The 13,308-nt window shown below is 63.5% G+C and carries 10 protein-coding genes; 6 read left to right on the top strand and 4 right to left on the bottom strand.

Going from position 1 to position 13,308, the window contains the following annotated elements; translation table 11 throughout:
- Nucleotides 1-195: 195 nt before the first annotated feature.
- From UP10_RS25050 to UP10_RS25035, 4 genes are all read left to right on the top strand, one after another.
- The gene (locus UP10_RS25050; protein ID WP_044589864.1) at nt 196-1,254 is read left to right on the top strand and encodes an Ldh family oxidoreductase; all 1,059 of its coding nucleotides are present in this window, start codon (nt 196-198) and stop codon (nt 1,252-1,254) included.
- 119 nt (nt 1,255-1,373) lie between these two features.
- On the top strand, nt 1,374-2,738 hold the full coding sequence (locus UP10_RS25045) for an LLM class flavin-dependent oxidoreductase (protein WP_044589863.1): 1,365 nt from the start codon (nt 1,374-1,376) through the stop codon (nt 2,736-2,738).
- A gap of 12 nt (nt 2,739-2,750) precedes the next feature.
- On the top strand, nt 2,751-3,536 hold the full coding sequence (locus tag UP10_RS25040) for a fumarylacetoacetate hydrolase family protein (RefSeq protein WP_044589862.1): 786 nt from the start codon (nt 2,751-2,753) through the stop codon (nt 3,534-3,536).
- 374 nt (nt 3,537-3,910) lie between these two features.
- Nucleotides 3,911-5,098, top strand: coding sequence for a serine hydrolase domain-containing protein (locus tag UP10_RS25035; RefSeq protein WP_044589861.1), 1,188 nt, complete (start codon nt 3,911-3,913; stop codon nt 5,096-5,098).
- Between the two features lie 131 nt (nt 5,099-5,229).
- On the opposite strand, the gene UP10_RS25030 is transcribed toward UP10_RS25035, so the two are convergent.
- The gene (locus tag UP10_RS25030) at nt 5,230-5,685 is read right to left on the bottom strand and encodes an Lrp/AsnC family transcriptional regulator (RefSeq protein WP_044589860.1); all 456 of its coding nucleotides are present in this window, start codon (nt 5,683-5,685) and stop codon (nt 5,230-5,232) included.
- Nucleotides 5,686-5,840: 155 nt separating this feature from the next.
- Here UP10_RS25030 and UP10_RS25025 point away from each other — a divergent pair, with 155 nt between their 5' ends.
- Nucleotides 5,841-9,323, top strand: coding sequence for an indolepyruvate ferredoxin oxidoreductase family protein (locus UP10_RS25025; RefSeq protein ID WP_044589859.1), 3,483 nt, complete (start codon nt 5,841-5,843; stop codon nt 9,321-9,323).
- Here UP10_RS25025 and mctP read toward each other — a convergent pair.
- The 3 genes from mctP to UP10_RS25010 form a co-directional block, all read right to left on the bottom strand.
- Entirely contained in the window at nt 9,288-10,784 is a 1,497-nt protein-coding gene (mctP, locus tag UP10_RS25020; RefSeq protein ID WP_044589858.1) for a monocarboxylate uptake permease MctP, read from the bottom strand. The genes UP10_RS25025 and mctP overlap by 36 nt on opposite strands.
- Before the next feature lie 10 nt (nt 10,785-10,794).
- The gene (locus UP10_RS25015; RefSeq protein WP_044538843.1) at nt 10,795-10,974 is read right to left on the bottom strand and encodes a DUF3311 domain-containing protein; all 180 of its coding nucleotides are present in this window, start codon (nt 10,972-10,974) and stop codon (nt 10,795-10,797) included.
- Nucleotides 10,975-11,117: 143 nt separating this feature from the next.
- Entirely contained in the window at nt 11,118-12,089 is a 972-nt protein-coding gene (locus UP10_RS25010; RefSeq protein WP_082077257.1) for a Bug family tripartite tricarboxylate transporter substrate binding protein, read from the bottom strand.
- A gap of 143 nt (nt 12,090-12,232) precedes the next feature.
- Here UP10_RS25010 and UP10_RS25005 point away from each other — a divergent pair, with 143 nt between their 5' ends.
- Entirely contained in the window at nt 12,233-13,303 is a 1,071-nt protein-coding gene (locus UP10_RS25005) for a peptidyl-alpha-hydroxyglycine alpha-amidating lyase family protein (protein ID WP_044589856.1), read from the top strand.
- Nucleotides 13,304-13,308 lie beyond the last annotated feature (5 nt).

Here is a 13,308-nt window from a genome sequence, read left to right as displayed (position 1 = left end):
CGCCGTCATGGTGCCCAAATTCCGCATCGCGACCGCGCCCGTTCCACGCTGTGAAATCGACGTGGCAAGCACCCTGCTCCCGGTATGGCCGTCCGCATTTTCTGCCCTTGCTCCGTCAGCGGCGCTTTGAGACCATGTGGCCAACCACGGTAAGCAAGACCCGCTGATTGTGCGGGCGGACAGCGAGGAAATTCCATGCCGATCGTCCAGGCCGACCGTCTCACGCGCATCGGCGCGGCGCTCCTCAAGGCCGCCGGCGCATCGGAGGAGGAGGCGAACGCCGTCGCCTCCGGCTGCGTCAACGCCAACCTCGCAGGCCACGATTCGCACGGGATCATCGCGATCCCGACCTATATCGACCGCGTCAAGGCCGGCCACATCGTGCCCGGCGCCAAATGGACCATCGTGCAGGAGACCTCGACCACCACCGTGATCGACGGTCACTGGGGGTTCGGCTTCCACGTCAACGCCAAGGCGATGGAAATGACCATCAACAAGGCCAAGACCGCCAATGTCGCGGCCTGCACCGTGTTCCGGCAGAGCCATGTCGGCCGGCTCGCGCATTATCCGCTGATGGCGATGCGCGAGGGCATGATCGGGATCGCCACTGCCGATTCCGGCCGCTCACCGAAGCATGTCGCCCCGTTCGGCGGCCGCGAGGCCCGGCTCGGCACCAACCCGATCTCGATCGCGGTGCCGTCCGATCTCGACGCGCCGTTCTACCTGGACATGGCGACCTCGGCGGTCGCCGCCGGCAAGATCCAGCTCGCGGTCGCGCGCGGTGAAGCGATCCCCAAGGGTTGGATCATCGACGCCGAGGGGCGCGACAGCACCGATCCGAAGGACTACCGCAAGGGCGGCGCGCTGCTGCCGCTCGGCGGCAGCGAGGGCTACAAGGGCAGCGGTCTCGCCGCGATGGTCGAAGTGCTGTGCGGCCTGCTGACGGGTCTGGGTTTCGGCGTCGAGCCGACCGGCCGTCACAATGACGGTTGCTTCATGGCGGTGTTCAACGTCGCCGCGTTCCGCCCGCTGCAGGATTTCAAGAAGGAAGTCGCCGACTTCGCCCGCTATCTGAAATCGACGCCACCCTCCGAAGGAAGCCGCGGCGTGTTCTATCCTGGTGAAGTCGAATTCATCCGCGAGCAGCAGCGGCGCAAGGACGGCATCGAGATCGAGGATGCCACTTGGGACAAGCTGAAGGCGCTCGCGGCCGACTACAAGCTTGCCACCGACCTCGACCTGCATCGATCGTGATACGATGACAAGACATCGCATCACGATCTCGCTTTTCGTTTGAGCATGATCCGTTCGGAAAACCGGTTCCCACTTTCCCGGATCATGCTCTGACCCATCGTCAAGCACGGGAGAACAGCATGACACGGCAAATGGCGATGGTCGGCTTTTTGCAGGCCCAGAACTGCACCAATCTGCCGAGCTCATGGCGTCACCCGGAATCGCGCGACGATTCGATGTCGGCGGACTACTACCAGGAGATCGCGCGCATCCTGGAGGCCGGCAAGTTCCATATGGCGTTCTTCGACGATCGCCTCGCGATGCCGGACCGCTATGGCAACGATCACGCGCACACCGTCGAATACGGCATCCGCTGCGTGAAGATGGATCCGATCGTGGTGCTGACCACGATGGGCATGGTGACCTCGAAGCTCGGTCTCGCGTCCACCGCGTCCACCACCTATTTCGAACCGTTCGACGTCGCCCGCCGCTTCGCCACCCTCGACCTGATGACCGGCGGCCGCGCCGCCTGGAACGTGGTGACCTCGGTCAATGACGGCGAAGCCCTCAACATGGGCCGCGAGCAGCATCTCGAGCATGATCACCGCTACGACCGCGCCGACGAATTCATGGAAGTGGTGCTCGGCCACTGGGATTCCTGGGAAGACGGCGCGCTGATCATCGACAAGACATCCGGCCGCTTTGCCGATCCGGCCAAGGTGAAGCGGCTTGACCACAAGGGCGCGTTCTTCAGCTCGCGTGGCCCGTTCACGGTGCCACGCTCGCCGCAGGGCCATCCCGTCGTGATCCAGGCCGGCGCCTCCGGCCGCGGCCAGCGCTTTGCCGGACGCTGGGGCGAGGTGATTTTCACCGCGGCACGCAATCTCGCCAATGCCAAGCAGGGCTATGAGGCCATCCGAAGCGAAGCCGCCAAGGCCGGCCGCGATCCCGACCAGATGTTCCTCTGCAATCTGATCACGCCGGTCGCCGGTGCCAGCAAGGCCGAGGCCGAAGACAAAATGGCCGTGATCCAGAAGCTGCCGCTCGAGATCGACGCGCTGTCGCTGCTCGCCGAAGGGCTCAACTTCGACTTCGGCGCCAAGGGAATCGACGAGCCGCTGACGACGGAGGAGTTGCACGGCATGCAGGGCATGATCGGCATCCGCGACGGCGTGCTGCGCACCTCCGGCAAGACCAATCCCTCGACCCGCGACTTCATCACGTTTTCCGGCCGCGGCCAGGTGCAGGACGCGATCGTCGGCGGCCCGAAGGAGATCGCCGACCGGCTCGAGGAAATGTTCGTCGGCCGCGGCTGCGACGGCTTTGTCGTTGCGGCGAGCTACGTGCCTGGCTCCTACGCCGATTTCGTCAACCACATCGTGCCCGAGCTGCAACGCCGCGGCCTGTTTCACAAGGATTACGCCGGCAAGACGCTGCGCGAAAATCTCGGCCTGCGGCGCCCGGCGGCCGGCAGCTGGAAGACACGCGCGCAAGCGGCGGAATAGAAGGACACCAACATGCGCTGGCTCAAATTCACCGCCGCAGGCAAGACATCCTGGGGCGTCGTCGAAGGCGACAAGGTCACAACCGTCAGCGGCGATCCGTTTGGCGAATGGACCGGGACGTCGCAAACCCATGCCCTCAACGCCGTCAAGATCGAGCTGCCGCTGATTCCGCGCACCTTCTACTGCGTCGGGCTAAACTATCTGAAGCATCTCAAGGAAGCCGCCGACAAGGCCGGCACGGTGCCGAACATCCCTGATCGTCCCGAGATCGGCTACCGCGCGCAGAACGCGCTGATCGCCCATGACGAAGACGTCGTGATTCCGGCAAGCGCGACCGAGAAGATCCATTACGAGGGCGAGCTCGTCGTCGTGATCGGCAAAAAAGCAAAACATCTCACTGAAGCCAATGCGATGGATTGCGTGTTCGGCTACACTATCGGCAACGACGTCTCCGAGCGCAGCTGGCAGAAGGCCGACCGCAGCCTGTGGCGCTCCAAGAACGCCGACACTTTCAAACCGATGGGCCCGTGGATCGAGACCGACGTCGATCTCGACACCATGGAAACTGCGATCTGCGTCAACGGTAAGGAAACCGGCCGCTTCCGCACCAACGACATGATCTTCGGCATCGTGCCGTTCCTCGTCGAGCTGACGAAATATTTCACGCTGTGGCCCGGCGACGTGATCTGGATGGGCACCGACGGTGCCTCGCCGGATTTGAAGCACGGCGATGTAGTGGAGATCGACATCACCGGCATCGGGACGTTGCGGAACAGGTTTGTGAGGGAAAAGGCGTGAGGCCACTGCGTTTCTGACCGCGCTCCACCCCCATCGTCGTTCCGGCCTAGTGCGCAATTGCGCACGGGAGCCGGGACGACACTGAGTTTGTGGCGCGGTCTGTGAATCATGCATCCGCATTCTCGCGACACGTTCTGTCCGAGGTTTGCCGGTCTTTTCGTCACTCTGGAAACAAGGGCGCAGGGAAAGCCGGGTGCCGATCGCACCCATGGGTCCCGTGCAACAAAAAGCACGGGAGTAGGACCACAGGTGTAACCGGAAAAAACCCGGCTTTCGTCGGGCCATCGTCACGTGGTCACACAGCCACTTTCGTAACGTGACAAGACCAGGGGACACGCAATACCGTGGCCCCACTCCCAAGTCGGCAGGCCGCCATGTCCATTTCACGCCGAACCTTGCTTCAGAGCTCCCTGATTTGTGCTGCGGGAATGGTCCAGGGGCGATCACCGGCCCTTGCCCAGGAGCCTGCGGCGTTACCGACGCCGGATCAACGCAAGCAGATGGCCGAGTTGGCCGCCGATTTCATGAATACCTACGACGTTCCAGGTCTTTCAGTCGCCGCCGCAATCAAGGGAAAGCCCGCCTACGTCGAGGCTTTCGGCGTTGCCGATCGGGAAACCGGCGAAGCACTGACGCCGCAACACCGCTTCAGGATTGCGAGCATATCGAAGCCGGTGACCTCGACCGGGATCTTTGCGCTCGTCGAAGCGGGCAAATTGCGGCTCGGCGATTACGTGTTCGGACCAAATTCCATTCTCGGCGGCGAATACAAGACGACGCCGACCCTGCAGAATTTGATGACGTCCGATACGGCTCGCTCGTACATTGAGCAGATCACGATTGAGCATCTGTTGACTCACACCACCGGCGTCTGGGGAAACCAGTCTCATGATCCGATGTTCATGAACCAGCAAATGAAGCATCGGGAGCTCATCAATTGGACACTGGAGCACATGCTGCTCACCAATCCTCCGGGCGAGTCCTTCGCGTACTCGAATTTCGGCTATTGCATCCTTGGGCGTGTCATCGAGAAACTGACCGGTCAGACCTATGAGCAATACATCAAGGACAGCGTTCTGAAACGATGCGGCATCGCCGATATGCAGATTGCCGGAAATACGCTGAAGGATCGAGCCACAAACGAGGTCAAATACTATAGCCAGACGGGCGGCGATCCGTATGGGATGAATGTCGCTCGAATGGATTCTCACGGCGGCTGGATTGCGACGCCGAGCGATTTAACGACGCTCTTCGTCCACATCGACGGGTTCAAGGATACCGAACAATTGCTGACCGACGACAGCCTCCGCGTCATGAGCGCGCCCAGCACCGCAAACCCTCGCTACGCCAAGGGCCTCTTCATCACGCCGAACAATAATTGGTGGCATAGCGGGCTGCTCGATGGAACGACGACCATTTCCGTAAGAACGAATGGCGATTTCTGCTGGTCGGCGTTTACCAATACAAGGTCGCGGGATGCAGGCATGAGCCGCGCGCTCGATCAGCTGGTATGGCAGATGACAAAGGCGGTGCCTGACTGGCATCCTCAGAAACGCGCCTAGGCCTCTCGTCATTCCGGGGCGCGCCACTTGGCGCGAACCCGGAATCCATTAGGCCGCATGATTCATGGATCGATGGATTCCGGGCTCGACGCTTCGCGTCGCCCCGGAATGACGAGGGGAGATACCGCCCCTCAAAACGGCAGCGTGACGCCGGTCTTGATTTCCTTCAGCACCACGTTAGTGCGGACGTGGCGGATGCCGGGGATGCGGAACATGAAATCGTCCAGGAATCTGTTGTAGGCGTCCATGTCACGCACGACGACGCGGAGGTGATAGTCGGCGTCGCCGGTGGTCGCGAAGCATTCCAGCACCTCGCGGCGCTGCATGACGCGTGCGACGAACTCGTCGACGAATGTCGCGTCATGCCGCTCCAGCGAAACGTGCAGGATCGCGGAGGTCGCAAAGCCCGCCTGCTGGCGCGCGACCAGCGCTGAATAACCTGCAATGACGCCGGACTCTTCCAGCGCGCGGACCCTGCGCCAGCAGGCCGAGGTCGACATCCCGACTGTCTCGGCGAGCTGCTGGTTGGTGGCGCGGCCATCCTTTTGCAGTTCGACGAGGATCTTCTCATCCTGTTCTTCAATCACTGCTCGGCTCCATTTCGGTAAATTCTACCGAAATTGGCATTTTAATGCAATATTCTACCGAATGACGCACCTACTCGGGACACATAGGTATGACCTACCAACCCGGCAGGCGTAGCGTCATCCGATCAGACATTGCGACTCGCGAGAGGTCAGTCATGGGCCAGATGCCGCTGCTCGACGCCTACCAACTCTCCGACCGCTACACGCGCGAACGCGGCCGCGTCTTCCTCACGGGCACGCAGGCAATCGTCCGCATCGCGCTCGACCAGATCAGGCGCGATCGCGCCGCCGGGCTCAACACCGCGGGCTTCATCTCCGGCTATCGCGGCTCGCCGCTCGGCGGCGTCGATCTCGAACTGTGGAAGATCAGCGAGCGGCTGAAGGACAGCCGCATCGAATTCCTGCCCGCCGTGAACGAAGACCTTGCGGCGACCGCGGTGCTCGGCTCGCAGCAGGTCGAGACGCAGAAAGACCGCGAGGTCGATGGCGTGTTCGGCCTCTGGTACGGCAAGGGTCCGGGCATCGATCGTTCCGGCGATGCGCTGAAGCACGGCAATGCCTATGGTTCGTCGCCGCATGGCGGCGTGCTTGTCGTGGCCGGTGACGATCATGGCTGCGTGTCGTCGTCGATGCCGCACCAGTCCGACGTTGCCTTCATGAGCTGGTTCATGCCGACGCTGCATCCGGCCGATGTCGGCGAATATCTCGCCTTCGGCGAATATGGCTACGCGCTGAGCCGCTTCACCGGCATGTGGGTCGGCTTCAAGGCGATCTCGGAGATCGTGGAGTCGGGTGCGTCCGTCGAACTGCCGGCGCCGCGCGACTTCGTGCCGCCGGAGTTTACGCCGCCGGCGGGCGGACTGCATTATCGCTGGCCGGATTTGCCGGGGCCGCAGATCGAGGAGCGGCTGGAGGCGAAGAAACACGCGGTCTATGCCTTCGCGAAAGCCAATCCGATCGACCGCCGCATCTACGACGTCAAGGGTGCGCGCTACGGCATCGTCACCACGGGCAAGGCGCATCTCGATCTGATGGAGGCACTGCGGCTGGTCGGACTTGACGAGGCCGCCTGCCGCGATCTCGGCATCGATATCTACAAGGTCGGTATGGTGTGGCCCCTGGCGCTGCACGATGCGATGGAGTTCGTGAAGGGCAAGCGCGAGATCCTGGTGGTCGAGGAGAAGCGCGGCATCATCGAGAGCCAGTTCAAGGAATATTTCTACGACTATCCCGGTTCGAAGCCGGAGCGGATGGTCGGCAAGCATGACGAGCGAGGGGCGCGGCTGATCTCCTGGATCGGCGAGTTGTCGCCGCGGATGCTCGCCGACGTGCTGGCGCGACGGCTCGATCCGATGTTTCCCGACTTGCAGCTCGCCCGCCGCGTCGCTGCGCTCGCACCTGAACAGGACCGAACGATCGCGGTGCCGGGCGCGACCCGCACGCCGTATTTCTGCTCGGGCTGCCCGCACAACACGTCCACGAAGGTGCCTGAAGGCTCCAAGGCGTTGGCCGGCATCGGCTGCCACTTCATGGCGAGCTGGATGGACCGCGAGACCTCGTCCCTGATCCAGATGGGCGGCGAAGGCGTCAACTGGGCGGCCTCGTCGCGATTTACAGGCCATCAGCACATCTTCCAGAACCTCGGCGAAGGCACCTATTATCACTCCGGCTCGATGGCAATCCGGCAGGCGGTCGCCGCGAACGCCAACATCACTTACAAGATCCTGTTCAACGATGCAGTCGCGATGACCGGCGGCCAGCCGGTCGACGGACCGGTCAGCGTGCATGCGATCGCGCACAGCGTCCGCGCTGAGGGCGTGGCGCGCATCGCGCTGGTCTCGGACGAGCCATCGCATTTCTCGCCGGCGGATTTTCCCGCCGGCGTCACCATCCATCCGCGCGAGGCGATGGACGCCGTGCAGCGCGAGCTGCGCGAGATCAAGGGCGTCACCGTGCTGATTTACCAGCAGACCTGTGCCACCGAGAAACGAAGACGCCGCAAGCGCGGCACGATCGCGGATCCGGCGCGTTTTGCTGTGATCAACGACCTCGTCTGCGAGGGCTGCGGCGACTGCTCGGTGGAGTCGAACTGCCTCAGCGTCGAGCCAAAGGAGACGCCGTTCGGCCGCAAGCGCAAGATCAACCTCTCGACCTGCAACAAGGATTTTTCCTGCCTCAACGGCTTCTGCCCGAGCTTTGTGACCATCGCGGGCGGCAAGCGGCGCGCGAAAACCGCCAGCGGGATCGATCCGCTGGCGCGCGTTGCGAAACTGCCGTCGCCGGAGTTTTCCGCACTCGCGCAGCCCTATGATTTGCTCGTCACCGGCGTCGGCGGCACCGGCGTGATCACGGTCGGCGCGCTGGTTGCGATGGCCGCACATCTCGAAGGGCGCGGCGTCTCGGTGCTCGACTTCACCGGCTTTGCGCAGAAATTCGGCCCGGTGCTGAGCTTTCTGCGGCTTGCCGCAACACCCGACGCGCTGCACCAGGTGCGGATCGACCAGGGCGCGGCCGATGCGCTGATCGGCTGCGACCTCGTGGTGAGTTCGTCCGCCAAAGCCTCCGGCACCTATCGCAAGGGCATGCGCGCCGCGATCAACCTCGCGGAGATGCCGACCGGCGACGTGGTTCGCTTTCGTGATGCCGACCTCGCCTCGCCGGTTCGGCTGCGCGCGATCGAGCGGGTGATCGGATCAGGCAATCTCACGGCGATCGACGCCAATGCGCTGGCCGAACGGCTGCTCGGCGACAGCGTGTACGCCAACATCATGATGCTCGGCTTCGCCTGGCAGCAGGGGCTGGTGCCGGTGTCGCTGGACGCATTGACGCGCGCGATCGAGCTCAACGGCGTCACCGTCGAGCGCAACAAGCAGGCGCTGGCGTGGGGACGGATTGCATGTGCCGATCCGGAGTTCCTGCCGAAGCCCGAGAACGCCGCCGCCAATGCGGCGGAGACGCTCGATCAGATGATCGCGCGGCGCACGGATTTCCTCGTAGGCTATCAGGATGCTGCCTATGCCGCGCGCTACCAAGCGACCGTCGACAGCGTCCGCCGCGCCGAGGCGGCGCTGGGCAGCGAGAGCCTTACCGACGCCGTGGCGCGGTCGCTGTTCAAGCTGATGGCGTACAAGGACGAATACGAGGTAGCGCGGCTGCACATGCAGACCGGCTTCCTCGACGACCTCAAGCGCGAATTCGACGGCGATTTCACGGTGCAATACCACATGGCGCCGCCATTCCTCGCCGCTGGCCACGATGCGCGCGGACGGCCGCGCAAGCGCGCGTTCGGCCGGTGGATCCAGACGCCGCTACGGCTGCTGGCGCGGCTCAAGGGGCTGCGCGGCACGGCGTTCGACGTGTTCGGCTACAGCACCGAGCGCCGCGCCGAGCGCGAGCTGATCACGTGGTACGAGACTCTCATCGACATGATGCTCGGCAAGCTCGACGCGGCGCACCTGCCCGATCTCATCGCGATCGCAGAGGCGCCGATGGAGATCAGGGGCTACGGTCCGGTGAAGGACGCTGCGATCGACAAGACCAAAGCGGAGGTCGCGCGGCTCACCGCGCGCCTCGCCTCAGATCCGACGCATCATGGCGACGGCTCAGGAGCCGACCGCCGCGCTGCGCTTGGCGGGTGATATCAAGCCGACCACGATAGTCGCGAGCACGGCCACCACGATGTTGAGCAGCAGCGCGCCGAGGCCGACATAGAAGGTGTAGCTGGTGTCGCCGAGCGTGATGGTGGCGAGCGGCTTCAGCCCGTTGCTCCACGCCGTATATGTACCCCAGCCGATGCCGACGGCCCAGCCGAGCAACAGCCCCTCGGCGCGGAACCAGACGGTGAACAGGCCGAACACCAGTGCCGGCAGCGTCTGCACGATCCAGAGGCCGCCGAGCAGTTGCAGGTCGAGCGCATATTGCGTCGGCAGGAACAGGATGAAAGCGAGCGCGCCGACCTTCACCACCAGCGAGGTGATCTTTGCCACCGACGCCTCGCCGGCGTTTGAAATGTCCGGATTGACGTAGGACTTCCAGACATTGCGGGTGAACAGATTCGCGGCGCCGATGCTCATCACCGCGGCCGGTACCAGCGCGCCGATCGCGATCGCGGAGAATGCGAAGCCGGCGAACCAGGACGGGAACAGGGTCTTGAACAGCGTCGGCACCACGTCGTTCGGCGACGTCACCTTGATGCCAGCGGCGTAGGCCATGTAGCCGAGCAGCGCGATCAGGCCCAACAAGAGCGTATAGGCCGGCAGCAGCATCGCGTTCTTGCGGATGGTATCCGCCGATTTTGATGCAAAGATGCCGGTCAGCGTGTGCGGATACATGAAGGCAGCCAGCGCCGATCCGAGCGCCAGCGTCGCATAGGGCAGGAACTGCGCGGGCTTCAGCGTCAGCCCGGTGGCGCCGCCCTTCGCGGTGAAGGCGTCGTTGGCGGCCGAGAACACCGCGCCGTAGCCGCCGAGCTTGGTCGGCACCACGATGACGGCGACCAGCACCACGATGTAGATCATGATGTCCTTGACGAAGGCGATCAGCGCCGGTGCGCGCAGGCCCGAGCTGTAGGTATAGAGCGCGAGGATCACGAAGGCCGCGATGATCGGCAACTCGCCGGTCAGGCCCATCGCCTTGATCACGACCTCCATGCCGATCAGCTGCAATGCGATATAGGGCATCGTCGCGACCAGGCCGGTCAGCGCGACCGCGAGTTCGAGACTACGCGACCCGTAGGCGGCATGGACGACGTCGGCGGCGGTGACGTGGCCACCGGCATGCGCCTTCTTCCACAGCACCGGCATCACCGCGAACACGAAGGGATAGACGATGATGGTGTAGGGCAGCGCGAAGAAGCCGTAGGCGCCGACCGCATAGACCAGCGCCGGCACCGCGATCACGGTATACGCCGTGTAGAAATCGCCGCCGACCAGGAACCAGGTGATCCAGGTGCCGAACTGCCTGCCGCCGAGACCCCATTCATCGAGGTGATCGTTGACCGGGCCTGATTTCCAGCGCGCGGCGAAGAAGCCCATCACGGTGACGAGCGCGAAGAAGAAAATGAAGACGGCGAGCGCCGTCCACTCGATCTGACCGGTCATTTCTGTCCCCTCACCGCGTCTCGTCAGGCGTTTGGCGGCGATAGACCAGCCAGATCAGCAGCGAAGAGATCGGCACCCAGGCAAGCTGGTACCAATAGAAGAACGGAAAGCCGAACAGCGACGGCTCGGCGAAATTGTAGAACGGCACCCACAGCAAGCCGATAAACGGCAGCAGCAACAGAACCCACATGGCTCACTCCCACCCCAAACCGGCTTGATTCGCCGGCACCTTCTATCAAACGATCTAGGAACCGGTTCGTCGCGCATGCAACCGGAATTGCGGTTGCTGCGCTGCGATACCGATAGATGTGATTATCAAACTCATCCCGCGCTCTACTCCGCCTTGATGCCGGCATCAAGGATCACCTTGCGCCAGCGCGCCTCCTCGCCGGCGAAGTAGCGGTCGAGCTCGGCCGGCGGCGCGGTGACCATCACGAGGCCTTCGTTGACGCTGAGCTTCTTGAAGGCCTCCGACTGTGCAGCCTTCGCGGCCGATTTGTTGAGGCGATCGATGATCTCGGGCGGCGTGTTCGCAGGCGCGTAGAGACCGTACCAGGATTCCGCAGCATAGCCCGGCACGCCGGCCTCCGACACCGTCGGCAATTGCGGAAACGCCGTCGAACGTTCCGCCGAGGTCACCGCGATCGCGCGCAATTGCCCGGCCTCGACCAGCGCCGCGCAGCTCGCGACCGTTGTGAACATCACCTGGATCTGGTTGCCGAGCAGGTCCGAGATCGCGGGCGCCGCGCCCTTGTAAGGCACAGTGGTGAGATTGACGTTCGCCAGATGCTTGAACAGCTCGCCGGCGAGGTGCGCCGAGGTGCCGGTGCCGTATGTGCCATACGACAGCTTGTCCGGATCGGCCTTCGCCGCCGCGATCAGGTCGGCGATCGATTTGATCGATGACGATGGGTTCACCACGACCACGTTGAAGGAGCGCGCAACCAGCGCCACCGGTGCAAAGTCTTTATGCGCATCGTAAGGCAGCTTCTTGGTGAGGCTCGGATTGACGGCGTTGGCAAACGTACCCATCAGCAGCGTATAGCCATCGCCCGGGCTGCCTGCGACGCTCTGCGTGCCGATGATGGTCCCCGCGCCCGGCTTGTTCTCGATGATGATTGTGGCGCCGAGGTCTTTCTGCATCTCCTGCGCCAGCGTGCGCGCGACGACGTCGGTGCCGCCGCCCGGCGCAAACGGCACCACCATCTTGATGATATGATCGGGATAGGCGGCGAGGACCGGCGACTGCAACAGCACGTTTGCTGCAATCGCGAACAGAATCGAGATCAGAATTCGAAACGGCATGACGCGCCCCGGCGGCGAGAAGCGCCTCTTCATACACGCGCGCGCCATGCAAGGGACGATGAGCGGTCATGACGTGGCGCGCGTGGGCGTCGCTGCGTCCATCGACTAGCCTCCGCGCCGAAAAACCGCTTCGGGAGGATCGTATGAGGCATTGGCTCGCTGGATTGTTGCTGCTGGTTGCGCCGCAGGCGTTCGCACAGCAGGCCGTGCCCACGATTGCCTTCGAGTCCGCGCCCAATCCGCTCAAGCTGCCGCCGAACATGTATTTCGGCGAAGCCTCGGGCGTTTCGGTCAACTCCAAGGGCCACGTGTTCGTGCTGTCGCGTGGCAACACCAGCGGCCCCGCCTACGCCGCTGCAGCAACGCAACTACTCGAATTCGACGCGCAGGGCAAATATGTCAGGGAGATCGGCAAGAACCTCTATGCCTGGTCGTTCGGACACACCGTGAAGATCGATCCCCAGGACAATATCTGGGTGACCGACAAGGGTTCGGACATGGTGATCAAGTTCGATCCCGAGGGCCGTGTCCTGATGGTGTTCGGCCGCAAGCAGGAGGCCTCCGACGAGGACACCGCGCCGCTGAAGCACCCGAAGCCGCCGCTGCCGGCCGAGGACGGCCGCTTCCGACAGGTCACCGATGTGGCCCGGGACAAGGCCGGCGACACCTTCATCAGCGACGGCTACATCAATTCGCGCGTCGCCAAGGTCGACAAGGATGGCAGCTGGTTGAAGTCATGGGGCGACCGCGGCAAGGAGCCCGGCCAGTTCAACACGCCGCACTCGATCGCGACCGACGCCAACGACAACGTCTACGTCGCCGACCGCGGCAACCACCGCATCCAGGTGTTCGACAAGGACGGCAAATTCCTGCGCCAGTTCGCGATCGACCTGCCGGTGCCGCCGGACGCCAGACCTGCGATCGGCAAGATTCCCGATGAAACGATGATGGCTGGCGGCACGTTCCATCCGGGCTCGCCCTGGGCGATCTGCATCACGCCGCCGCCGCACCAGGTGCTGTACAGCTCGGACGCATGGCCCGGCCGCATCTACAAGCTCTCGCTCGACGGCAATGTGCTCGGCATGCTCGGCCAGTCCGGCAAGCAGCTCAAGCAGTTCGGCTGGATCCACGCGATGGCGTGCCCGTCGGAGAACGTGCTCTACGTCGCTGAGCTGTTGAACTGGCGGGTGCAGAAGCTGCTGCTGAAGCCGTAATGTGA

Origin of the sequence: Bradyrhizobium sp. LTSPM299, from assembly GCF_000938235.1 — a bacterium.
Lineage (GTDB): Bacteria > Pseudomonadota > Alphaproteobacteria > Rhizobiales > Xanthobacteraceae > Bradyrhizobium.
This window is presented reverse-complemented; position numbering and strand designations above follow the sequence as displayed.

Bases quoted from the DNA above. Each gene is read 5' to 3' on its own strand.
- UP10_RS25035 (WP_044589861.1), top strand. From the start codon at position 3,911: ATGTCCATTTCACGCCGAACCTTGCTTCAGAGCTCCCTGATTTGTGCT.
- UP10_RS25010 (WP_082077257.1), bottom strand. From the start codon at position 12,089: ATGCCGTTTCGAATTCTGATCTCGATTCTGTTCGCGATTGCAGCAAAC.
- UP10_RS25045 (WP_044589863.1), top strand. From the start codon at position 1,374: ATGACACGGCAAATGGCGATGGTCGGCTTTTTGCAGGCCCAGAACTGC.
- UP10_RS25050 (WP_044589864.1), top strand. From the start codon at position 196: ATGCCGATCGTCCAGGCCGACCGTCTCACGCGCATCGGCGCGGCGCTC.
- UP10_RS25005 (WP_044589856.1), top strand. From the start codon at position 12,233: ATGAGGCATTGGCTCGCTGGATTGTTGCTGCTGGTTGCGCCGCAGGCG.
- UP10_RS25040 (WP_044589862.1), top strand. From the start codon at position 2,751: ATGCGCTGGCTCAAATTCACCGCCGCAGGCAAGACATCCTGGGGCGTC.
- mctP (WP_044589858.1), bottom strand. From the start codon at position 10,784: ATGACCGGTCAGATCGAGTGGACGGCGCTCGCCGTCTTCATTTTCTTC.
- UP10_RS25025 (WP_044589859.1), top strand. From the start codon at position 5,841: ATGGGCCAGATGCCGCTGCTCGACGCCTACCAACTCTCCGACCGCTAC.
- UP10_RS25015 (WP_044538843.1), bottom strand. From the start codon at position 10,974: ATGTGGGTTCTGTTGCTGCTGCCGTTTATCGGCTTGCTGTGGGTGCCG.